The sequence below is a fragment of the Acinetobacter sp. A2 genome (assembly GCF_012371325.1).
GTDB lineage: Bacteria > Pseudomonadota > Gammaproteobacteria > Pseudomonadales > Moraxellaceae > Acinetobacter.
This window is the reverse complement of the sequence record NZ_JAAZQX010000005.1, coordinates 80,444-102,870: the sequence shown is the minus strand read 5'-3', so window position 1 is coordinate 102,870 and position 22,427 is coordinate 80,444. Positions and strand designations below refer to the sequence as shown.

The 22,427-nt window shown below is 40.9% G+C and carries 21 protein-coding genes; 11 read left to right on the top strand and 10 right to left on the bottom strand.

The window, feature by feature from the left end; genetic code table 11:
* Positions 1-19: 19 nt before the first annotated feature.
* The 6 genes from clpA to rpiA form a co-directional block, all read right to left on the bottom strand.
* Positions 20-2,296, bottom strand: coding sequence for an ATP-dependent Clp protease ATP-binding subunit ClpA (gene clpA, locus HHA43_RS03575; RefSeq protein ID WP_168417362.1), 2,277 nt, complete (start codon positions 2,294-2,296; stop codon positions 20-22).
* A gap of 9 nt (positions 2,297-2,305) precedes the next feature.
* Positions 2,306-2,722, bottom strand: coding sequence for an ATP-dependent Clp protease adapter ClpS (gene clpS / locus HHA43_RS03570; RefSeq protein ID WP_168417363.1), 417 nt, complete (start codon positions 2,720-2,722; stop codon positions 2,306-2,308).
* 19 nt (positions 2,723-2,741) lie between these two features.
* The gene (locus HHA43_RS03565; protein WP_168460704.1) at positions 2,742-3,515 is read right to left on the bottom strand and encodes a DUF6776 family protein; all 774 of its coding nucleotides are present in this window, start codon (positions 3,513-3,515) and stop codon (positions 2,742-2,744) included.
* A gap of 78 nt (positions 3,516-3,593) precedes the next feature.
* Positions 3,594-4,649 (bottom strand): N-acetyl-gamma-glutamyl-phosphate reductase, encoded by a 1,056-nt coding sequence (argC, locus tag HHA43_RS03560; RefSeq protein WP_171525230.1) that lies wholly within the window; start codon positions 4,647-4,649, stop codon positions 3,594-3,596.
* A 196-nt stretch (positions 4,650-4,845) separates the two neighbouring features.
* On the bottom strand, positions 4,846-5,523 hold the full coding sequence (locus tag HHA43_RS03555) for a M48 family metallopeptidase (RefSeq protein WP_168460720.1): 678 nt from the start codon (positions 5,521-5,523) through the stop codon (positions 4,846-4,848).
* A 214-nt stretch (positions 5,524-5,737) separates the two neighbouring features.
* Positions 5,738-6,409, bottom strand: a complete 672-nt coding sequence (gene rpiA / locus HHA43_RS03550) for a ribose-5-phosphate isomerase RpiA (RefSeq protein ID WP_168460700.1) — start codon at positions 6,407-6,409, stop codon at positions 5,738-5,740.
* 106 nt (positions 6,410-6,515) lie between these two features.
* Between rpiA and ilvA the strand changes: the two genes are divergently transcribed.
* The 3 genes from ilvA to HHA43_RS03535 all read left to right on the top strand — a co-directional run bounded on the left by ilvA (position 6,516) and on the right by HHA43_RS03535 (position 10,234).
* Positions 6,516-8,054 (top strand): threonine ammonia-lyase, biosynthetic, encoded by a 1,539-nt coding sequence (gene ilvA, locus HHA43_RS03545; protein WP_168417367.1) that lies wholly within the window; start codon positions 6,516-6,518, stop codon positions 8,052-8,054.
* Between the two features lie 186 nt (positions 8,055-8,240).
* Positions 8,241-8,897 (top strand): potassium channel family protein, encoded by a 657-nt coding sequence (locus HHA43_RS03540; protein WP_168460698.1) that lies wholly within the window; start codon positions 8,241-8,243, stop codon positions 8,895-8,897.
* Entirely contained in the window at positions 8,894-10,234 is a 1,341-nt protein-coding gene (locus HHA43_RS03535; RefSeq protein WP_168460696.1) for a TrkH family potassium uptake protein, read from the top strand. Before HHA43_RS03540 ends, HHA43_RS03535 begins: the two co-directional genes overlap by 4 nt.
* 91 nt (positions 10,235-10,325) lie before the next feature.
* On the opposite strand, the gene HHA43_RS03530 is transcribed toward HHA43_RS03535, so the two are convergent.
* The 3 genes from HHA43_RS03530 to HHA43_RS03520 all read right to left on the bottom strand — a co-directional run bounded on the left by HHA43_RS03530 (position 10,326) and on the right by HHA43_RS03520 (position 15,059).
* A complete protein-coding gene (locus HHA43_RS03530) occupies positions 10,326-11,474 on the bottom strand; it encodes a phospholipase A (protein WP_168460694.1) in 1,149 nt (382 codons plus the stop codon).
* A gap of 46 nt (positions 11,475-11,520) precedes the next feature.
* Complete coding sequence (locus HHA43_RS03525) at positions 11,521-14,460, bottom strand: insulinase family protein (protein WP_168460692.1); 2,940 nt, start codon at positions 14,458-14,460, stop codon at positions 11,521-11,523.
* Between the two features lie 149 nt (positions 14,461-14,609).
* Entirely contained in the window at positions 14,610-15,059 is a 450-nt protein-coding gene (locus HHA43_RS03520) for a GNAT family N-acetyltransferase (protein WP_131260878.1), read from the bottom strand.
* 139 nt (positions 15,060-15,198) lie between these two features.
* Here HHA43_RS03520 and HHA43_RS03515 point away from each other — a divergent pair, with 139 nt between their 5' ends.
* The 8 genes from HHA43_RS03515 to HHA43_RS03480 all read left to right on the top strand — a co-directional run bounded on the left by HHA43_RS03515 (position 15,199) and on the right by HHA43_RS03480 (position 21,183).
* Positions 15,199-16,206, top strand: coding sequence for an adenosine kinase (locus tag HHA43_RS03515; protein WP_168460691.1), 1,008 nt, complete (start codon positions 15,199-15,201; stop codon positions 16,204-16,206).
* Positions 16,207-16,217: 11 nt separating this feature from the next.
* The gene (locus HHA43_RS03510; RefSeq protein ID WP_171525236.1) at positions 16,218-16,526 is read left to right on the top strand and encodes a Rieske (2Fe-2S) protein; all 309 of its coding nucleotides are present in this window, start codon (positions 16,218-16,220) and stop codon (positions 16,524-16,526) included.
* A gap of 137 nt (positions 16,527-16,663) precedes the next feature.
* Positions 16,664-17,272, top strand: a complete 609-nt coding sequence (locus tag HHA43_RS03505) for an OB-fold-containig protein (RefSeq protein ID WP_168460688.1) — start codon at positions 16,664-16,666, stop codon at positions 17,270-17,272.
* Positions 17,273-17,830: 558 nt separating this feature from the next.
* A complete protein-coding gene (gene cydP / locus HHA43_RS03500; protein ID WP_019837291.1) occupies positions 17,831-18,022 on the top strand; it encodes a cytochrome oxidase putative small subunit CydP in 192 nt (63 codons plus the stop codon).
* The gene (locus tag HHA43_RS03495; protein ID WP_168460687.1) at positions 18,022-19,602 is read left to right on the top strand and encodes a cytochrome ubiquinol oxidase subunit I; all 1,581 of its coding nucleotides are present in this window, start codon (positions 18,022-18,024) and stop codon (positions 19,600-19,602) included. The genes cydP and HHA43_RS03495 overlap by 1 nt, the downstream gene beginning before the upstream one ends.
* Before the next feature lie 2 nt (positions 19,603-19,604).
* Positions 19,605-20,750, top strand: a complete 1,146-nt coding sequence (cydB, locus tag HHA43_RS03490; protein ID WP_168460686.1) for a cytochrome d ubiquinol oxidase subunit II — start codon at positions 19,605-19,607, stop codon at positions 20,748-20,750.
* Between the two features lie 24 nt (positions 20,751-20,774).
* Positions 20,775-20,876 (top strand): cytochrome bd-I oxidase subunit CydX, encoded by a 102-nt coding sequence (gene cydX, locus HHA43_RS03485; RefSeq protein WP_004860610.1) that lies wholly within the window; start codon positions 20,775-20,777, stop codon positions 20,874-20,876.
* A gap of 4 nt (positions 20,877-20,880) precedes the next feature.
* Positions 20,881-21,183, top strand: coding sequence for a cyd operon YbgE family protein (locus HHA43_RS03480; protein ID WP_019837288.1), 303 nt, complete (start codon positions 20,881-20,883; stop codon positions 21,181-21,183).
* A gap of 138 nt (positions 21,184-21,321) precedes the next feature.
* Here HHA43_RS03480 and aroC read toward each other — a convergent pair whose 3' ends face one another.
* Complete coding sequence (gene aroC / locus HHA43_RS03475; protein ID WP_168460685.1) at positions 21,322-22,416, bottom strand: chorismate synthase; 1,095 nt, start codon at positions 22,414-22,416, stop codon at positions 21,322-21,324.
* Positions 22,417-22,427 lie beyond the last annotated feature (11 nt).

Genomic DNA, 22,427 nt, shown 5'->3' with positions numbered 1-22,427 from the left:
TGATAATGCAATATAAACGTTAAGCTGGTTCAGCAGTTTGATCTTCAAATACTTCAAGTTTCAAACCAACCGCTTTACCATTCTCTTTCTTCACAGAAACAGCGACATTACCACCCTGTTCAGCCAATTCACCGAATAAAATCATTTCTGCTAATGGTTTCTTCAAGTGTTCCTGAATCAGGCGTTGCATTGGGCGCGCGCCCATCAAGCGATCATATCCATGCTCAGCCATCCATTCACGTGCATCCTGATCGACCTCAAGAATGACTTTTTTATCATCCAATTGAGCTTGTAATTCAGTCAAGAATTTATCTACTACATTTTCAATCACGGTAGTTGGTAGCGCCTTAAATTGAATCACACCATCTAAACGGTTACGGAATTCTGGCGAGAAGGCTTTTTTCATTGCTTCTTGGTTGTCATTACTGTTGTCTTGATCCATGAAACCAATGCTGACTCGTGAAATACTTTCTGCACCAATATTGGTAGTCAGTACTAAAATCACATTACGGAAATCTGACTTACGACCATTATTGTCGGTCAATGAGCCGTGATCCATAATTTGCAGCAATAAGTTAAATACATCAGGATGTGCTTTTTCAATCTCATCTAGCAACAACACACAATGCGGGTTTTTATGAATCGCATCAGTGAGTAAGCCACCCTGATCAAAGCCTACATAACCCGGAGGCGCACCAATTAAACGTGAAACCGCATGACGCTCCATATATTCAGACATATCAAAGCGTACTAATTCCACACCTAACAATTTGGCCAACTGCTTGGTCACTTCAGTTTTACCCACGCCTGTAGGGCCTGCAAAAACGAAGCTGCCGACTGGTTTGTCTGGTGTTTTTAAGCCAGCGCGTGACAGTTTAATTGCAGATGCCAAAGCTTCAATGGCTTCATCTTGCCCAAATACCACACGTTTTAAATCACGTTCTAAATGTTCAAGTACGCTCTTGTCATCTTTAGATACAGTTTTAGGTGGGATACGTGCAATTTTCGACACGATATCTTCAATGTTTTCAACTGTGATTAAAGTGTCATCCTGCTCGGCTCTTAAACGGCGCTGTGCACCCGCTTCATCAATCACATCAATGGCTTTGTCTGGCAAGAAACGGTCATTGATAAATTTAGCCGATAGCTCTACCGCAGACACCAAGGCTTTATCGTCATATTTTACATGGTGAAATTCTTCAAATTTCGATTTTAAACCACGTAAAATATCAACCGTTTCTGAAATTGAAGGTTCATTGACATCAATTTTTTGGAAACGGCGTGACAGCGCATGATCTTTTTCAAATACCTGACGATATTCTTGGAATGTAGTCGAGCCAATACAGCGTAGAGTGCCATTTGCCAACGCAGGTTTAATTAAGTTTGACGCATCCATAGTGCTGCCCATGCTCGAGCCTGCACCAATAATCATGTGAATTTCATCAATAAATAAAATCGCATCAGGTTTCTTTTTCAAGGCATTTAATAGTTGTTTTAAACGCTTTTCAAAATCACCACGATATTTCGTTCCTGCAACCAAAGCACCAATATCTAAGCTATACACTTCTGCATTGGCCAATGGTGCTGGTGCTTTACCATTCACAATCAACCAAGCCAAACCTTCGGCAATGGAAGTTTTACCCACGCCTGGGTCGCCTACCAACAATGGGTTATTTTTACGACGACGACACAAAATTTGTGCAGCACGCTCAATTTCTTTTTCGCGACCAATTAAAGGATCAGTTTTACCCTTTTGAGCTTCAGTATTTAAATTCAGCGTGTAAAGCTCAAGCGGGCCTGCATTGGCAGAGCTTGAACTTTCACCATCTAACTCTTCAATTTCTTCTTCAGCTTGTGTTTCATCTTTACGGGTCCCGTGTGATAGGTATTGCGTTAAAGTCAAACGGTTAATTTGATGACGTTTAAGCAAATACACCGCAAATGAATCTCGCTCAGAGTACATTGCCACTAAAATATCTGCACCTTCAACGGTGCGGTCACCACCGCTAGATTGCACATGGAAAATACCACGCTGCAAAATACGGTCAAAACTTTCGGTTGGATGTGGCGCCTGATCACTATTTTCAGCAAGTTTAGGGGTATGTTGTTCTACATATTCTTCTAATTCTTTACGCAGCACCACAACGTCTGCGCCACATGCTTTTAACGCATTAACTGCAGAATCGTTATCTAATAAAGCCAATAATAAATGTTCAACCGTTAAGAACTCATGTCTCTTTTGACGAGCCATGCTAACAGCCAAACGTAATGATACTTCTAATTGACGACTGAGCATGCAACCCCCTTAATCTTTAGGCTCAATCTGACAAAGTAATGGATGACCTTGTGATCGAGCGTAATTATTGACTTGGTTCGCTTTCGTTTCCGCAATGTCCCGCGGATAGACCCCTGCGACACCTTTTCCTTCATAATGTACAGTTAGCATTACTTGGGTGGCTTGGTCAAGATTCATTGCAAAGTATTGTTGTAAAATTTCAATTACAAAGTCCATTGGGGTGTAATCATCGTTCATTAAAACGACAGCATACAAAGGTGGGCGCTTTAATTGTGGTGGTGCAGTCTGAACTGCAATGTCGCCATCATCTTCATGCCCTTCATCATCCACCGCCAAACGTGGGCTTAAATGCCAATCGACATAGCCAGATTGATGAAAATTATTTTTAATTTCGTTTAAACAAATAGATCGTTTCTGGGTTCGCATAAGTTTTACATATCACACATTATTGAGCACTGGCTTCTGCTTGTGGAATTTCAGCAATAAATGCTGAATCGGCTTCCACAGCTTTGCCCTTACTCCAACTGAAACGCTTGATGACAGGCGTTGAGCCATTGACACGGACTTCAATAAAATCTGGATTAAAGCCTTTTGGCATTGTCCAGCGTCCCGTTAAACGCTCATAATTATCAAAATTAAAATTACTGTCTTCCATTGGAATAACCAATACTTCTGTGCCCTGAATTAAACGCAACTCGACTGTACCGCTTGCACGGCGTTTATTTGGGCTGACTTGTACTAAATCGACCTGATATTCATAGGCATTTTCAGGTAAAGGTTTTACCCCTAAATTCTGTACAGTCAGACTCAAACCTCCACGCTGACGCAATACTTCACGATAGATCGCACTCATTCCCTCAGTACGTTGCTTATCTTCAGTCGCTTGCGTAAATGCTTCGTATAAGTCATTCGAGTTACTCACCGCAACATCACGCTCTTGCACTGCAGCATTTAAACTTTTATTTAGGCTTTCTAAACGGGTTTTCTGTTCCTGAACCACTTCAACCAGTTGTTCAGCATCAGCATCATAACCCACCACTGTTAAGCCTTGACGATGTCCAACTGAATATCCTAAAAAACCACTGCCTAAAATTAAAATTGCAGCACCAATCGCTAAAGGCGCATTTGTTTCAAGAAATGGCTTTTTTTCTGGTGGTGGCGCAGATGGTGTCGTGGTTGAATTCGACTGTGACGTGGTTTCAGTATCAGAGTTATGCATCGTCATCTCTTGTTTTGATTCATTCAAAACACACATTTAAATCGAAATCTAAATGTGTGTGAAGTTGAAAAACGTGTTTTATGGTAATAAACCAATCACCTCAAGTCCTGCGTTTTCAGCAAAACCAAACATCAGGTTCATATTTTGTACGGCTTGCCCTGCTGCACCTTTCACCAAGTTGTCTTGTGCAACCAAAAGTACCAATTTTTTTGGTTGAGGTTTATACAACGCAATACGCAACTGGTTGGCGCCACGTACTGAACGTGTTTCTGGTGAACTGTTGGCTGGCATTACATCTACAAATTGCTCATTGGCATAAAACTGCTCATACAAGCTTTGTAAATCTGCTGCATCGCCAGCATCAGTCAAATCTACATAAATGGTGCTGAGCATACCGCGAATCATCGGCACTAAATGCGGTACAAATAATATGTGATTGAACACATTTTTTTGACCCGAAATATTTTCTAGTGCTTCTACAATTTCAGGATGATGGCGATGCCCCGCAACACCATAGGCTTTAAAGTTATCTGCATTTTCAGAGTAAATCATGCCCAGACTGGCTTTACGGCCTGCACCAGATACACCTGATTTTGCATCAATAATAATGCTTTCAGGTTTCACTAAAGCTTCAGCTTGTTTAAACAATGGTGCTAAACCAAGCTGTACCGTGGTTGGATAACAACCAGGGTTACCAATCACTTGCGCTTGTTTAATTTGTTCACGGTTAAGTTCAGATAAACCATAAACCGAATCTTTTAAAATTTCTGGGCAGGCATGCTGCATGCCATACCATTTTTCAAATTGTGCTAAATCCTGCAAACGGAAATCTGCAGCAAGATCGACCACTTTTGTATTGGCGGCAACAAGTTCCGCAGCATGTTGCATAGCAACACCATGCGGCGTAGCAAAGAACACTACATCGCACTGTTTTAATTCTTCGATGTTTAAATCGGAATAGCAAAGGTCAGTATGTCCACGTAGACTTGGGAACATATCATCTACACGGCGACCCGCTTCTGTACGTGAAGTCAGTACATTTACTTTTACATTTGGGTGTCGTAGCAAAAGACGCAATAATTCAACGCCTGTATAACCTGTACCACCGACAATACCAACTGAAATCACGTGCATTACCTCAATTCAAAAGCATGTTTAAGCTAACGCTATAGTATGACAGGAAGTTTTGGTTTTCTAAACTGTTTTACTTGGGTTTTAAGGCTTTTCTTTATTCTGTTGATTTTATATTGAAAAATACATTTAATTATAAACAATACGCCCAACACCTCTTCATTACAGCACAGCCATGTAATGTACGTGTTGGCTTTTTTTATTCATACCACCACCAAGGCAAATGTGTTGTTTTCAGCTGTTTACGGTGTTGCAAATAGTGCGCATCATGCCGCTGCACCTCTGCCCAAAACTTCGCACTATGATCAAAATGCCGTGTATGTGCCAACTCATGCACACTCACATAACGCACAATCTGTTTAGGAAATAAAACCAAAGCACTATTTAGCATTATATGCTGTTGCGCACTACAACTGCCCCAACGCGTTTTGGGCTGACGAACCGCACACTGTTTAAACGGAAAATCTGTTTCATTGCTCACCGTTTGCAAGTATGCAGGCAACATCTGTTTGGCATAAGCAATCACAAAAGCTTTTAAATATGCTGCGGGCTGGCGGTCACTAATAAAAAGACAATGCAGTTTTAAATCTAAAATAAAACTGTGTTTTTGGATTTGATAACGAATATTTAAAGGCTCAGCCAAATCAAAAAGTGACAACTGATTTGGCAATTCACGCTGAACAAGTCCTTGCTGCGCCTGTTGTTTATGCCAAGCATCTATCATCCACTGTTCAGATTGCTGCAAGAAATCCTGAATTTGTCGCTGGGTACAATGCTTTGGCACAGTTAAACGAATTTGATGCGGTTCGACACGTAAACGTAAACGTGTTGCTCTTGCATGTGGTGTGATTTGAATTTCAGGTAAGCTGGAAATCATATTTTTATTAGTATTTGAATTATCTTTACTCAAGCAAATACTCTACTCTCAGTGATTTTGATGATTTATAAAGATTCGGTCTTGGTTGTAAAATGTTTGTCGTAAAATGAATATTGAAAAGTTCCCTTTCCTTACAAAGAAAAGGAAACTTTCATTAGAGAAAAATATAAATCAAAACTCAATTTACATAACGGTTTATATAAATTTATATGCCTTAAACTGCGGTACGCTCTTCAATACCGTTATTGGTTGCAACAATCGCAATATTGGCTTTATTAATCGCAAAAATACCGTTAGTCACGACACCAGGAATATCATTCAGCGTTTTCTCTAATTCCAACGCATTCAAAATATTCAGGTTATATACATCTAAAATCACGTTGCCGTTATCGGTCACTACACCTTCACGGTAAGCAGGGTCACCACCTAAAGCCACAACTTTACGTGCTACCGCAGAACGTGCCATTGGAATCACTTCAATTGGCAATGGGAACTCACGCCCTAACTGCTCTACCCATTTAGAATCATCTACAATACAAATAAACTTACGTGCAATAGATGCCACAATTTTTTCACGGGTCAACGCCGCACCACCGCCCTTGATCATGTGCATGTGACGATCAATTTCATCTGCACCATCGACATACGCATCTAGGCTGCCTACAGAATTCATATCTACAACTTCAATACCAAGCTTTTTTAAACGCTCAGCCGTCGCTTCTGAACTTGCCACTGCAGCCTCAAGTTGCAATTCAGGCAATAAATCGATCAGGAAGTTCACCGTACTGCCTGTTCCCACCCCTAAAATTCCGCCTTTAGGCAAATGTTTTAAAGCTGCTTTTGCAGCGGCTTGCTTCTTTTCATCTTGGGTAGCATACAGACTCATGACTTCACTCAACTATTTTTGACATTTATTGCCGATTTTACAGCGCAAATGTGCAGGGGTTTGTTACAATAACCCCTTATTTTAAACTGTTAGATGGAAGATTAACATGCTGTCTCGTTTGGTTCGACAAATTTTACAAGCAACAGTCTACGATGTTGCAATCGAAACCCCACTCGAAGCAGCGCCACGAATTAGCGAAAAACTAAATAATAACATCCGCTTTAAACGTGAAGACTTACAACCCGTATTCTCTTTTAAATTACGTGGTGCCTACAACCGCATCAGTCAATTACCCAAAGAGCAACTTGCACGAGGTGTGATTACCGCTTCTGCTGGCAACCATGCACAAGGTGTAGCTCTGTCTGGGCAAAAATTGGGTATTCGTGCCATTATCGTCATGCCTAAGACCACACCCGATATTAAAGTACAAGCGGTGAAACGCTTAGGCGGTGAAGTGGTGTTACATGGCGACTCTTTTGATGTTGCCAATAAATATGCAATTCAGCGTGCCAAAGACGAAGGCATGACTTTTATTCCACCGTATGACGATGAATTGGTCATGGCAGGTCAAGGCACCATTGCCAATGAAATTTTACGTCAATGGCGTGATGTAGAATATGTCTTCGTTGCTGTTGGTGGGGGCGGTTTAATTGCTGGTGTTGCGGCGTATTTGGGGGATGTTGCACCACATGTCAAAGTCATACCTGTAGAATATGATGAATCGGCTTGTTTAAAAGCCGCATTTGAAGCCAATGAACGTGTGATTTTACCGCAAGTGGGTTTATTTGCCGATGGTACTGCCGTCGCACAAATTGGTGAAAAACCATTTGAAGTGCTGCAACTGCAAAAATCAGATCAATCTGGGCCAATTGTTGAGCGCGATGTCGTTTTGGTAAATACCGATGAAATCTGTGCCGCAATTAAAGATACCTTTGATGAAAACCGTAGTATTGTTGAACCTTCAGGTGCAATGGCATTGGCAGGTATCAAAAAATACGTCGAGCAGCATCAACTGCAAAATAAAAATATTGTGTCCATTGTATGTGGCGCCAATATGAACTTTGACCGCTTGCGCTACATTGCTGAACGCACTGAACTGGGCGAACATAAAGAAGCAATTTTTGCGGTGACCATTCCTGAAGAAAAAGGCGCTTTCCTCAACTTCTGCCGTGCACTACAAGGCCGCAACATCACTGAGTTTAACTACCGTGCCAGTGATGCCACAGCTGCACAGGTCTTTGTCGGCATTAGCTTAAAATCAGGTGAAAAAGAACGCCACGACATTTATGAGTTACTTAAAACTCAGTACGATGTAGATGATTTATCTGATGATGAAGTTGCCAAACTGCATATTCGTTATTTGGTAGGCGGTCATGCCGATATTGAAAATGAGCGTTTATTCCGTGTGGAATTCCCTGAACGTCCAGGCGCGTTACTCACCTTCTTAGAACGCTTAGGCCCAACACACAACATTACCTTGTTCCACTACCGTAACCACGGTGCAGCAGAAGGTCGTGTATTGGTTGGTTTAGAAGCATCGGATGCCAAACAGAACCCAGATGGTTTAATTGAAACGTTGGAAAATATCACTTATCCATACGCAGAAATTACCAATAACTTAGGCTATCAACGCTTCTTAAAATAATTTGCTGATTTGTTCCCATCTACAAAAAAACCGCTGATTCAGGCGGTTTTTTAGTCATAATGCTACAGTGTGACACAAGGAATTATTTTAAAATATTCATCTCTGTTGAGCGTATTTAAAATACGCAGCTTCAGGCAAAATAAATCACAGCTCACGTACAATAAAACACTTTTTCAGGATAATGCTATGGCGCAATTTGCAGTCATTGGTTTAGGCAGCTTTGGTGCCACGGTTGCTACGCAACTGGTCAAGTTAAACCACGATGTTATTGGCATAGACAGCAATAAAAAATTTGTAGAAAACATTGCCGATCAAATTACCCATGCGGTCATTGCTGATGCCACTGATGAGCACGTTTTAGAAGAATTGAACATTCAAAATTGTGATGCTGTGGTTGTCGCAATTGGTGAAGATATTGAAGCCAGTATTTTATGTGTTCTCAATTTAAAGAATATGGGCATCACTAAAATATACGTGAAAGCCAAAAGTAAAGCACATACCATGATTTTAACCCATTTAGGTGTTACCAAAATTATTCACCCAGAAGAAGATATGGGCGTGCGGATTGCACAATCGCTAAGCTATCCTATGGTGAGTCGCTATATGAGCCTGAATGACGACCATTTCATTGTAAAAGTAAAAATTAAAGACAACTTGCACGGCACACGTATTCAGAGTCTGATGTCACATGCCCCAGAAGTTAAACTTTTATTGTTCAAACGTGCTGAAACCATTTTCTATACACTTGAATCCAATTTAATGCTACAAACTGGTGACATTTTGGTTGTTGAAGGGCGACTTGAACCGCTCAAACGCTTATCTAAACAATTTAAATCAGAATGAAAACATCATCTAAGCTCCCTGTAAAAACGGTCAATTTAAGCCCGCCTAGCCTTTTAGCGCTAGGCTTTTTAAGCTTTATCTGTATTGGTACCATTCTGCTGAAATTACCTATTTCACATCATGGTGATATGACATGGATTAACGCCCTATTTACTGCAACTTCTGCAGTAACCATTACAGGACTATCTGTGGTCAATATTGGTGATGCTTATACCGTATTTGGGCAAATGGTCATTATGTTGCTTTTACAATGTGGTGGCTTAGGTTTTATGACCTTTGCAATTTTAGCGGTTTTAAGTTTGTCCGCTAAAATTGGACTCAAACAACAAATTATGGCGCAAGACACGATTGGGCAAACCAATCTGTCTAAAGTAGCAATGACCATTAAAGGTGTATTGCTGTATTCACTGTTTTTTGAAGGCATTGGCACACTAATTCTAACGATCGCTTGGATGCAGGATTACCCTTTTCAAGATGCCTTTTTCTATGCTGCTTTTTATAGTGTGTCTGCATTTAATAATGGCGGCTTTTCATTATTTCCCAATAGCTTAATGAGCTTTGCAGATCAGTATTTGATTACACTTACCATTAGTATGCTCTATATTATTGGCGGTGTAGGCTTTGTGGTACTCATGGATATTAAACGAGCCAAACGCTGGAAAACACTTTCACCCAATAGCAAACTCATTCTTTCTACTATTGCAGGATTAAACCTCGTCGCATTTTTGCTGATTTGGGCCATTGAAGCCAGCAATCCGCATACCCTTGCTGCGATGAGTATTGGCGACCAAGCCCTCAATGCTTGGTTCCATGCCACCGTGCCGCGTTCATCTGGCTTCAACAGTTTAGATATGACCAGCATGCAAAATGCCAGCACCCTACTCACCATGTTGCTGATGTTTATTGGTGGCGGTTCGCTCAGTACCGCAGGTGGCATTAAAGTGGGTACATTTATTATTGTCGTTTTAAGTGTGATCAGCTTTTTAAGACGCTCAGATGAAGTTCGTGTATTTAATCATGCCGTACCTGAACGGACGACTTTTAAAGCATTGGCTGTGGTCAGCATTACAGGAATGTTGATTACAATCGGTATCTTCAGCCTACTTCTATTTGAACCTAAGCAAAATTTTTTGGATTTACTTTTTGAAGTGGTTTCTGCTGCCTGCACGGTAGGTTTATCTCGTGGTGTCACAGGCGAATTACAACCTGCCAGTTTAATTGTATTAATGCTGCTGATGTTTGCAGGACGTCTAGGGCCTCTGACCTTGGCCTATTTAATTGCGACACCACAAAAAAGCCGTCTTAAACACCCTAATGCAGATATTCAGGTTGGATAAAACAAACACATGCGATAGAAAAATAAACGCCAATCTTCAAGATTGGCGTTTTAAATTCAGTTAAAAACGTTTTTAAATCAATGCTAGGTCATTAAAACCAATTCATTAATGAAACACCTAAACCCACATAGGTTGCACGGTGATTATAGTCAATCAAGCTTTCTCCATAACCATCGAACAATTGGAAATGACCACGTAACTTACCACTAATCGGGAAAACCCAATCAAACTGTGCCGCACCGTGTGAGTCATCACCACCTTTTAGGCTATGACGTAACATCAAAGAAAAGTCATGCTCTTTCCAACGATAAAATGCCAACATGTCACCACGCCCGATATAGTTTTTAATATCTGGGTTGTTGTCATCAGCGCGGTCTTCTTCAATGCGATACCAAGGACGCAACATCAAAGCAAAATTGTCTTTTTCAAAACCAAGATTGAAAATTACTCGATTCCAGCTACGTGACAAAGGGTCTGAACGACCATTGGACTGATGATTCAGCGTCAGCCCCATCAAACGCCCATGTAAACCAAAAAGCTGATAATTGGTACGGAACATTAAACTGGCTTCAGGCTCATAATTGGTTTCACGAAACGGACGTGACTCATCACCATTGTAAACTTGCCAGCGAGAAGACTGGGTATATCCTAACCAGACATCTCCATTATTCCCTAACAAGTTCTCTACCGCTTTGGTTTTTAAAGAAAGCTGAAATTTACTTTCCATTGAAGTGAGATTCTGCTCCTCACCCAATTGCACTGTGTTTTGCTCATTTAAACTTTGAGGACGTTCATTTTTATCACTGGTCCAAAAGCCGGGCATTAAAAACACAGGCTGATAAGCACGTAAATTCCATGTACCCAACTTACTGTCTGCCGAAAGTTCCCAACGCTTATCCAGCAAAGAAACATTTGGATCCAGTTTAGGTGCATCAAAAGAAAATAAATTGCTTACGCTTACTGCAATTTTTTCTGTCACCGTTTCGGGTTCAGGCGCTAGTGCCTGAGCAGCTTGACGTTCGCTGATCAACGCTGTTTTTTCTGCTTCAGGAATTTTAAATAAAGCATCATAACAAGCCAGACGATCAGCATTCGCCTCAAGAGCCACACATGCTTCAGGTGTTGCAGGTGCAATCAGTGTTGCTGGGTCTTGTGCATAGCTGTTTGCCACAAACACTGTGCTGAGTGTACTTACACTCAGCATTAGTGTTGTACGTTCAAAGGTTTTGAACGCGCTCATAGGTCACCCCAATGGTTTAGTTTTTATTTTGATTTCATTTAAAGCTTTAGTTCACTTGTTTGATTTCAAAACCAAGTGCTATTAACGCTTCACGTTTTGCTACAGGCGCAACCACAGCTTTAGAAACCAGCTGCTGACGTAAATACTGCTCTGCAACACGTTTTAAGTCGTCTAAAGTTACCGCCAGCAAACGCTCACGTAATACGGTACGGAAGGCAGGTGTGCGTGCGTGTAACAAAGCATAACATGCAGTAATCGCTTCACCCGCAGGCGAACCCGGCTTATCCATACTGGCAATTAAGCCTAAAATCGCTTCCTCAAGCTGATGTGGCAATTGCTCTGCGTCCAATAACCAATCAATACTCGCTTCAAAGTCTGCAAACGTTTCAGCTAAACGTGGGTCACGATAACTATAGAAACGGAATGAGCAAGCATTGCCATCATAACTTGCACCACCACCGTAAGCACCGCCTTTCTCACGAATTGCACTATGCAAGAAGCCATTACGCAAGTATGCAGCCAATACCATTAATGGTGCAGCATCAGGGTGTGAAACTTCTACAGCAGGATATGCCGCAGCACAGAATTGCACATTGGCCTGAATCAACCATGCCTGATCTTGTGTAGATTGATCGACATCTACTTGGGTTAATGTGGCTGTGTTTTCAGCAACAGTGAGTTTATCCCAAACTTCTTGGATTTCTTCAACCAAACGATCTGATTGATGCTCTTCACATACCAATAAGAACTGTTTTGGTGCTTGCAACAATTTATTGTGAATCAACTGCAATTCAGCAATTAATTTGGCATATTCGGCTTCATCTTTTTCAATTTTTCCGACCAAATCTGCCAACCAGTTTAATGCACCTAAACCTGTATTGTTGTAATCACGCTGCGCTAAAGCACTATGCTGACGTCCCGCAATTTGCATAGCATAACTATGCCCTGAACCCGACAAACGTGACTGCCAACGGGTTTTACGTTGTTGTAACAGCTCAATAATGCGGTCTTTTTCATCAAAGCGTAATTGTTCAAATGCAAGTTTTAGCAGACGAATCGCTTCTAAATTATTCACTAAAGACTTGGTGGTTAAAGTAAGCCATGCGCTAATCTGATTTTTGTCATCCACTTTAGAACGTAACGATGCGCCCATGCCCAAACCACCACTAACTGCGGTTTGGAGTTGTTGCAATTCTAAATAATTGTATTCTCCCGCTCCGACTTCGCCCATTAAAATAGATAACAAGTTAAAGTATGGCGACTGTACAATTTCATCTGGAATTTGTATCAACACTTGTTGATAGTAAATACCATTGGTACCTGCATGATATAAATTTAACGGATAATCAATGCGGTTACTGATAATTTCACGTAGTTCGCCTTGTACAATATGCAAAGCAGCTGGCACATCTTCCAAACCAACTTTTGGCAACAAGTTTAAATCATCTGGGGTGTCTTGACGGACTTTTAAAGCTTCTGTTTGCGCTACAATTTCGGCTTTCTGCTCTTCAGTCAATTGTGCAGCAATCTCTGCCAAACGTGCTTTTTCAAGTGCAGCATCTTTGGCCGATTTTTCTGCATCAGGCACCAACGTCATTTGTACCCGATGCGGGTTATCAATTAAATGCGTTTGAATTAACTGTGACAACCACATTGGGTCTTTGAGTTCTTCTTTAACCTGTTCAATTGCAGAATCTACATCCCAAACTTGAATTGGGTCATTGTGGTGAATGGCACTGCTCAAGCCATTTAAAATCAAGCTCAAACCGTACGGCATGCCATCGCCATTAATTTCACGCTGATGCAATTCAATCTGATGTAAAATTGCATCGACCAAAGCAGTATCTACAGGTTTTGCAGCAACGTCTTGTAAAACCTTTAATACACCTGCCTGAAATTCGGCTGCATGTTCAGGGTTTGAACCTTGCACACCACAGAAGAATGTCATTTCAAAATTGGAGTCATCCACACCCATCAACGGGCCTGTCGATTGTGCATGCGCCCAAGTTTCTAAATAATGGCGTAATGGTGCAGCAGAGTTTTCAAGCAAAACACCTTCAACTAAACGCATCCCCAAACGCAATTTAATATCACTGGCTTCAGGCAATAACCACGCTAAGACATGGTAAGTTTTATCCTTCAGCTCTTCTGCATCAACAGCATAAGTTTCTGTAACTGCAACAGGCGCAGCAAGGCGACGTTCTGGCTTAGAATACAGCGTTTGCCCCTGCTCAAATTTCGCCAAGGCCAATTGTTCAAACTGTTCCTGTAAATCGTATGCAGGCGTATTACCAAACGTCATAAATACCGCATTACTTGGATGATAATGCGACTTATAAAAATCGACTAACTCCTGATAACTTAAATCTGGAATGTCTTTCGGGTCGCCGCCTGAGTTGTAGTGATAGGTGGTCTCAGGGAATAAATGATAAGCCAATTGATGATACAACTGATCGGATGGCGAGCTCATTGCCCCCTTCATTTCATTAAAAACCACGCCTTTATAAACAGGCTCACCATTTTCTAGCTCAATGCGAATACCTTCTTGTGCAAAATCCAAAGGATTTAAATTGGCTGCAAAAGCTGCATCCATATATACCGAAAGTAAGTTTTGAAAATCTTTTTTGTTTTGTGTCGCAAATGGATACGCCGTCCAGTCTGCAGCGGTAAATGCGTTCATAAAGGTGTTTAATGAACGACGAATCATTAAAAAGAACGGGTCACGTACAGGAAATTTTTCTGAACCACATAGCGCAGTATGCTCTAAAATATGCGCCTCGCCTTTGGAATCCATTGGCTGGGTGCGAAATGCAACTAGAAATACATTTTCATCATGATCTGTCGCCAAGTGATAATGCACCGCACCTGTAACTTTATGTTTATATTCAGACACTAAAATGTCTAAGGCTTCAACATGGTGTTGACGTACCAACTGAAACGCAGGATGTACAGTCTGGGAAATGGTTTCAGTGACATCTACAGTCATGTGATCTCCTAAATAAGCAAATAAAAAAACTAAAGCCATTATAGCTTTAGTTCTCCCTATAATTCACGTTGAAAACCCGACTAAATTGATTGAAATTTGCAAAGTATCAACAAAGTGCAGCACAAGTCGGGTTTTGCTACTGCAAAAAACTAAATCAGGTATTTAAAATAACTATAGTTTGGATGATTCTCAACATACACATAATTTTGTTTTTGATAGAAATGTGCTGCAGACTTAGTATCTGTATTCAGGCACAGCGCAGAGAAATTGGCACGTGCTTTTTTCTCTAAATGTTGCAATAACTGCTTACCCACACCATGTTTACGGTAATTTGGTAAAACATAGAAACGACGAACCCGCCCGATGCGACTTTCAATATCTTGCTCATTCCACTGCTGGTTTAAGCCACCGCAAGCAACCAATTGTTCGCCATCATAAACAAACAGTAAGAATTCACCAGGCTGATCAAAGCGGTTTTTGCCACTTTCCCATTCTTCAATTAAACGATGGACAAAATCAAAGCCTTCCTGAGCAGCATGTTTTGCCAAAGTCTGTATTTGCGCTGGTAATTCCTGTGCTTCTTTAATTTCGATGTTCATCTAACCTTCCTGATAACTCTGCTAAACCCCTATTTTCCATCAATATCATTCATTCAACTGAATTTTATTCATGAAACTACAGCAATCCTGAGCATTGGTGTAAACTTAGCGTTTTTAATTTTGACTGTGATTTAAAGACATGGCAACTGTTGACCTTTTTGCAATTGGTAATGCATTAATTGACCAAGAATTTCAAGTCTCGGATGACTTCCTCATTCAACATAGCTTGCAAAAAGGTACTATGCAATTAACCGATGGTGAAACACAAGCAAATTTATACAACAACTTAATTAAAACGCAAAGACATAAAGGCCAAGCTTCGGGCGGTTCTGCAGCAAATACAACAGTAGCATTCAGTGCTTTGGGCGGACAAGCATTCTATGCATGTCGCGTTGGAAATGATGAATTAGGTGACATTTACCTCAAAGGTCTTAATGAAGCAGGTATTCACACCACCACTAAGTCAGTCAGTGAGGGTGTTACAGGCACTTGTATGGTTTTGGTCAGTGAAGATTCTGAACGCACCATGCACACCTATTTGGGTATTACCGCAGAACTTTCTGCTGCACAAATTGATTTTGAACAGCTCAAGACTGCAAAATGGCTTTATATTGAAGGTTATCTATCGACTAGCGACACCGCACGTGCCGCAGTAAAACAAGCGCGCGAAATTGCTCAAGCCAATAAGGTAAAAATTGCACTGACTTTATCTGACCCTGCCATGGTGCAATATGCCCGTGCAGGTTTAGATGAGTTAGTTGATGATGGCATAGACTTGCTCTTCTGCAACCAACAAGAAGCGATGATGTACACAGGTACAGAAACAGCTGAAGCTGCGTTAGAACAGTTAAAACAAAAAAGCAAGTACATTGTCATTACATTGAGCGCACAAGGTGCCTTAATTTATGATGGTACAACCACTTTTACAGTACCAGGCCGCAAAGTAGATGCAGTAGATGCTAACGGTGCGGGCGATGCGTTTGCAGGTTCATTCTTATATGCCTTAAATGCAGGTTTCGATTTCCAAACTGCTGCCAAGCTTGCCATTCTTATTTCAAGTGAAGTCGTATCTCAATTTGGCCCTCGTCTTGAAGTTGCAGATTACGCTAAACTCTTGCACAGCATTCAGAAGGAATCTGCAGAATGAATAAAATTTGTATGATGGAAGAAATTCCAGAACGCGAAGCACGTGCTTACGACACACCGAATGGTGAGACGATTTTTATCACCCAACGTGATGGTGTGTATTATGCTTACCAAAATGTCTGCCCGCACTTACAGGTCGAACTGGAATTTTTAGAAAACCAGTTTTTAGACCGTGATCAGGAATATATTGAGTGTTCTACACATGGTGCTCTATTTGTGGTCGAAACAGGCGAATGTATTTCAGGGCCTTGTTTAGGGCAATCACTCGAAAAAGTAGAGATTAGTGTACATTCAGATGGTGGAATTTATTTGGTAGATTAAGGCAACCTTTTAGCTATAGCCAATCTACCAAAATGTGCAGATCATTTATTGCAAGACTTTTTGATAAAGTATAGATAGATGATCTGCCATCAAATTGATAATAATCACAATGAAAAATCACGATAAGAGTTTAGCGCATGCTTGAGTTTCTATACGATCTGAACTTAATGCCTTTTCACCTGAGTTTAGTGGTGTTGCTGATTCTCAGTACTGTGGAAACCATTGGTTATTATTTCAATTATCGCCCAAGCCAATTGCTAAAACGTGCTTTTTCACAGCGTATTACAACATCGCCCCTTTTAGATGTTAAATTCTCCAAAGTATTGATTTTTGTATTCTTACTGATGAATTTTAGCGTTGCAGGCTATTTCTTACAGTTTTTAATTTATTCGCAACAACAAAATTTTGTGCCCGCTTATTACATCATTATTCCTGCCCTGATCATTGCAATATTTTTTACCGTATTTATGATTCACTGCCTGGATCAGGTGATTAAACCCAAATACAGCGTAAGACAAGTCGATTTACTCGGTCGCTTGGCCACAATTTCTAGTGGCAATGCCCGACCTGGTTTTTCCGCACAAGCACGCGTTCGTGATGAATTTGGACAACTACACTATGTACAGGTTGAACCTGAATTTGGTGAGCTTGAATTTCAGGCACAAATTATTTTAATTCGTAAAAAAAAGTCACATTATCTTGCCAAAAAAATTTCAGATTCAAATAATTTATTTACACATCAATAAGCCACACAGTTATAGGCTTCAGCTCTAACAACTGAGTGATCTTGAACTATTTATCATGCATAACACTGACAATTTTAAATTCTGTACTACTTAAAATAACATCGCTATTTCATGTTATTTCTACCCAATCAGTCCAATCTACTTGGCATATAAGCATGTAAGAACGCCATATCAACAAGTATTCATTCTCCTACTGAGTCGCAAAACTGAAAGAAAAAATTCATCAAATTTTAACAAGACCATCAATATAATTACCGCCAAAAAATAGCCTTACATAAATGCTTAATTTTGTTTTATTTTTATTCATACTAATTTGGTTTGTTTTATAAAGAAATAAACATAAGTATTTTAGTCTGATTTTGAATTATTAATTACAAGTGTTTCAGTAAAGTATGAATTAATCAAAGTTAGCAATTAAAATCGACCAAAACACAAAAATAAACCATTGTTTTCAAAAGAATTAACAATATATTTTTATTTTAATTGTGCTGGCTATTTTTTTTTGTATGTTTTTGTTTAATAATATAAAACACAGTTTAAAAAACAGGCTTATAAAAAGTGAGCTTAGTACCTAAAGATTTAAATAGAAAAGTTGTTCGTGAGCTCACGGCCATTTTAATTATTAAGGTCGTGTTGCTAATGGTTATCAAAAACATTTGGTTTGATGCCCCAACGATCCCTCAAAATTTTGATTCACAAGTTGCTGAGCGTATAGCCAGCAGTCCTTCCTCAATCAAGGAGACACGTTGATGATTTCTGAAAGCGTGGTCGATCTCTCGCGGTTCCAATTCGCAATGACCGCGATGTATCACTTTATTTTTGTTCCACTGACTTTAGGTCTAGCTTTTATTCTTGCCATTATGGAAACCACGTATGTGATTTCTGGTAAAGAAATTTATAAAGATATGACTAAATTCTGGGGAAAACTCTTCGGTATTAACTTCGCTTTAGGGGTTACGACTGGTTTAACCATGGAATTCCAGTTCGGTACGAACTGGGCATATTACTCACACTACGTGGGTGATATCTTTGGTGCACCACTCGCAATTGAAGGTTTAATGGCCTTCTTCTTAGAATCAACCTTTATTGGTTTGTTCTTCTTCGGATGGGATCGCCTCTCCAAAGTACAGCACTTATGTGTCACCTGGTTAGTTGCGCTTGGCTCTAACATGTCTGCACTCTGGATTCTGGTTGCAAACGGCTGGATGCAAAACCCTGTCGGTTCAACCTTTAACTACGAAACCATGCGTATGGAACTTGTAGACTTCGGGGCATTGATTTTCAACCCTGTTGCACAGGTTAAATTTGTACACACTGTTTCAGCAGGTTATGTAACGGGTGCAATTTTCGTCTTGGCTATTTCAAGCTATTACTTATTGAAAAAACAAGACTTACCATTTGCGCGTCGTTCATTCGCTATCGCAGCAATTTTCGGTTTAGCATCTACTCTTTCTGTAATTCTTCTTGGTGATGAATCAGGTTACGAATTAGGTGATGTTCAAAAAACCAAACTCGCTGCAATCGAAGCAGAATGGGATACTCACCCTGCGCCAGCAGCGTTCACTTTATTTGGTATTCCAAATGAAGAAACGCAAACCACAGATTACGCAGTCAAAATTCCTTATGTTATGGGTATTATTGCAACGCGTTCTGTGACTGAAGAAGTGACTGGTATTAAAGACCTGATCGCAAACCATGAGTTGCGTATCCGTAACGGTATGGTTGCTTATCAACAACTTGAGCAATTACGTGCGGGCGATCAATCTCCTGAACTGAAGGCTGCATTTGACCAAACTCAAAAAGACTTGGGTTACGGTTTATTGTTGAAAAAATATACACCAAACGTTGTAGATGCAACAGACGAACAAATTAAAATGGCTGCTGCGGACACTATTCCACACGTACCAAGCTTGTTCTGGGCATTCCGTGCAATGGTTGCTTCTGGTTTCTTAATGCTATTGTTATTCGCTCTTGCAACTTTTGCTGTTGCGAAACGCAATGCTGAAAGCAAACCATGGTTATTAAAATTTGCTTTACTTGCTTTACCATTACCTTGGATTGCTGCGCAAACAGGTTGGTATGTTGCAGAAGTTGGCCGTCAACCATGGACAATTGGTGAAGTACTTCCTACACACCTTTCTGCATCTTCACTCAGCACAGGTGACGTATGGGGCTCAATCATTGCATTGGCTGCGTTCTACACCGTATTGCTGATTATTGAAATGTACTTGATGATCAAATTCTCACGTCTAGGCCCAAGCTCGCTTCATACTGGTAAATACCACTTCGAGAAACTTGAAGCTGCGAAAAAAGCCAATGAGGAGGCTTAAGCATGATCGAATATGAATTACTCAAAATCATTTGGTGGGTGCTAGTTGGTGTACTACTAATTGGCTTTGCCCTTACCGATGGCTTCGACATGGGCTCAATGGCAATCATGCCATTTGTAGGTAAAAATGACGAAGAACGCCGCGCTGCAATCAACACGATTGCACCGCACTGGGATGGTAACCAAGTTTGGTTCATTACTGCTGGTGGTGCGTTATTTGCAGCATGGCCTATGGTATATGCAACTGCATTCTCAGGCATGTACTGGGCACTACTCTTAGTCCTATTTGCCCTGTTCTTGCGTCCAGTCGGTTTTGACTACCGTTCAAAACTTGAAAACACCAAGTGGCGTACATCTTGGGACTGGGCTCTAGCTGTAGGTGGTGCAGTTCCTGCATTAGTATTCGGTGTAGCTTTTGGTAACATGTTCCTCGGTGTGCCATTTACCCTAGATGAAACTGTACGTTCAACATATACAGGTAGCTTCTTTGCGTTATTAAACCCATTCGCTCTGGTATGTGGTTTAGTGAGCTTGTCTATGCTTTGTGCGCATGGTGGTGCTTGGTTAATGCTTCGTACAGATGGTGACTTACGTGCACGCTCTGCTAAAGCAACACAAATCATGGGCATTGTGTTCCTTGTGTGTTTCTTAGGTGCAGGTGCATGGTTATACTTCGGTGGTATCGAAGGTTATACCCTTGTTACTCCATACGACACAAATGGCGTTGCGAATCCATTGGCTAAAGAAGTGCTTACCAATGGTAACCCTGGTTGGATGAATAACTACTCAACTTACCCAATCACCATGATTGCGCCAGTAATGGGCATCTTGGGCGGTATCTTGATTATTCTTGCAGCTGGTAAAGGCAAGGCAGGTTTGAGTTTTACTGGTTCATCTTTAGCGGTAATCGGTGCAATTTTAACTGCTGGTTTTGCATTGTTCCCATTCTTAATGCCTTCAAGCCTCAACCCTGTTGCAAGCTTGACTATGTGGGATGCGGTATCTAGTCAAAATACGCTAACTGTTATGACTGTAGCAGCATGTATCTTCGTACCAATTATTTTGTTGTACACCACTTGGTGTTACTACAAAATGTGGGGCGTTATCACCAACAAGCACATTAAAGATAATTCACACAGCCTTTACTAAGGCTGTGTCTAAGGAGAATAAATTATGTGGTACTTTGCATGGATTCTCGGTATTCTGATGGCATGCTTTGCAGGTGTCTTGAGTGCCCTGTATATTGAATCTCATCAAGACCTTGACGAGGAATAAATAGATGACAGACACTGCAGTGAACGCTGAAACAACAGTTCAAAAACCTAACAAAATTGCGATGGTTATTTCATGTTTATTGGCATTCCCGCTCGCAGCTGTACTACTTCTACATCCAGCAGCAATGCTGGATGCCAACGGTGAATACAGCCACCGCGCCATGATGTTTATTATGATTGGTATTTCTGGTGGCTTTGTTCATGGCGTTGGTTTCATTCCACGCTTCTGGTTTTGGAAATGGCTCTTTAGCCCGTTTGTGGCATGGCCATTGATGATTTGGGGTTATTACACTTGGTTCTTTAGTTAATTAAGTGAACATCCTTTAAAAAGAGCGTAAAATGCGCTCTTTTTATTTATTGAATGTCTGCTATGTTTCAGCATAAAAAAAGCTAAACCATTTGGTTTAGCTTTTTTTAAACTCAAAATAAAATCTTAGATCAGACCGTTATTTTGGTTCAATAGGTGCAAACGGTGCAACCACATCAGCATTTTGTGCACGATGACGCATAAAATGATCCATTAACACAATCGCAAGCATTGCTTCTGCAATTGGTGTTGCGCGCACGCCCACGCAAGGGTCATGGCGACCTTTAGTCAATACGTCTGTGTCTTCACGGTTTAGGTTAATGGTTTTACCTGGTGTGGTAATACTCGCCGTTGGTTTTAAGGCTATTGCAACACGGATATCCTGCCCGCTTGAAATCCCACCCAAAATACCACCTGCATGGTTTGCCAAAAAACCATCCGTTGTGAGCTCATCACGAGTTTCATGTCCAAACTGTTCTGCCACGGCAAAACCATCACCAATTTCTACACCTTTCACAGCGTTGATTGACATCATGGCATGTGCAATATCGGCATCTAAACGGTCAAAAACAGGTTCACCCCAACCCACAGGTACTTTTTCTGCCACAATTTCAAGCTTCGCACCGCAGCTTGTGCCTTGCTCACGCAAAGATGTTACTAAAGCTTCAAAACGTGGCACAGCATCTACATCACCACAGAAGAATGGATTATTGGGTACTTCATTCCAATCCAGTTTTTCAGCTTTTTCTGTACCAATTTGCGTTACATGACCACGAATCACAATACCAAATTTTTCAAACAGGTATTTTTTAGCAATTGCTCCCGCAGCAACGCGCATAGCTGTTTCACGCGCACTAGAGCGACCACCACCGCGATAATCACGGAAACCGTACTTTTGGGTATAGGTATAGTCTGCATGTCCAGGGCGGAACGTTTGCGCAATGTTGCCATAATCTTTAGATTTCTGGTCAGTATTACGAATTAATAAACCAATCGACGTTCCCGTAGTTTTACCTTCAAACACGCCTGAAATAATTTCTACTTCATCGGGTTCTTTACGTTGTGTCGCAAATTTAGATGTACCAGGTTTACGGCGGTCTAAATCTTTTTGCAAATCTTCAGCAGACAGTTCAATGCCTGGTGGCACGCCATCTACAATGGCCATAAGCCCTACGCCATGAGATTCGCCACAAGTCGTTACACGGAAGAGTTGCCCAATACTATTGCCTGCCATGTCCAACGACT

Coding starts and splice junctions, on each gene's coding strand:
- HHA43_RS03525 (WP_168460692.1), bottom strand. CDS start 14,460: ATGACTGTAGATGTCACTGAAACCATTTCCCAGACTGTACATCCTGCG.
- HHA43_RS03480 (WP_019837288.1), top strand. CDS start 20,881: ATGACAGACACTGCAGTGAACGCTGAAACAACAGTTCAAAAACCTAAC.
- argC (WP_171525230.1), bottom strand. CDS start 4,649: ATGCACGTGATTTCAGTTGGTATTGTCGGTGGTACAGGTTATACAGGC.
- cydX (WP_004860610.1), top strand. CDS start 20,775: ATGTGGTACTTTGCATGGATTCTCGGTATTCTGATGGCATGCTTTGCA.
- HHA43_RS03540 (WP_168460698.1), top strand. CDS start 8,241: ATGGCGCAATTTGCAGTCATTGGTTTAGGCAGCTTTGGTGCCACGGTT.
- clpS (WP_168417363.1), bottom strand. CDS start 2,722: ATGCGAACCCAGAAACGATCTATTTGTTTAAACGAAATTAAAAATAAT.
- rpiA (WP_168460700.1), bottom strand. CDS start 6,409: ATGAGTCTGTATGCTACCCAAGATGAAAAGAAGCAAGCCGCTGCAAAA.
- HHA43_RS03520 (WP_131260878.1), bottom strand. CDS start 15,059: ATGAACATCGAAATTAAAGAAGCACAGGAATTACCAGCGCAAATACAG.
- HHA43_RS03515 (WP_168460691.1), top strand. CDS start 15,199: ATGGCAACTGTTGACCTTTTTGCAATTGGTAATGCATTAATTGACCAA.
- HHA43_RS03565 (WP_168460704.1), bottom strand. CDS start 3,515: ATGCATAACTCTGATACTGAAACCACGTCACAGTCGAATTCAACCACG.
- clpA (WP_168417362.1), bottom strand. CDS start 2,296: ATGCTCAGTCGTCAATTAGAAGTATCATTACGTTTGGCTGTTAGCATG.
- HHA43_RS03495 (WP_168460687.1), top strand. CDS start 18,022: ATGATTTCTGAAAGCGTGGTCGATCTCTCGCGGTTCCAATTCGCAATG.
- cydB (WP_168460686.1), top strand. CDS start 19,605: ATGATCGAATATGAATTACTCAAAATCATTTGGTGGGTGCTAGTTGGT.
- HHA43_RS03530 (WP_168460694.1), bottom strand. CDS start 11,474: ATGAGCGCGTTCAAAACCTTTGAACGTACAACACTAATGCTGAGTGTA.
- HHA43_RS03555 (WP_168460720.1), bottom strand. CDS start 5,523: ATGATTTCCAGCTTACCTGAAATTCAAATCACACCACATGCAAGAGCA.
- HHA43_RS03510 (WP_171525236.1), top strand. CDS start 16,218: ATGATGGAAGAAATTCCAGAACGCGAAGCACGTGCTTACGACACACCG.
- HHA43_RS03535 (WP_168460696.1), top strand. CDS start 8,894: ATGAAAACATCATCTAAGCTCCCTGTAAAAACGGTCAATTTAAGCCCG.
- aroC (WP_168460685.1), bottom strand. CDS start 22,416: ATGGCAGGCAATAGTATTGGGCAACTCTTCCGTGTAACGACTTGTGGC.
- HHA43_RS03505 (WP_168460688.1), top strand. CDS start 16,664: ATGCTTGAGTTTCTATACGATCTGAACTTAATGCCTTTTCACCTGAGT.
- ilvA (WP_168417367.1), top strand. CDS start 6,516: ATGCTGTCTCGTTTGGTTCGACAAATTTTACAAGCAACAGTCTACGAT.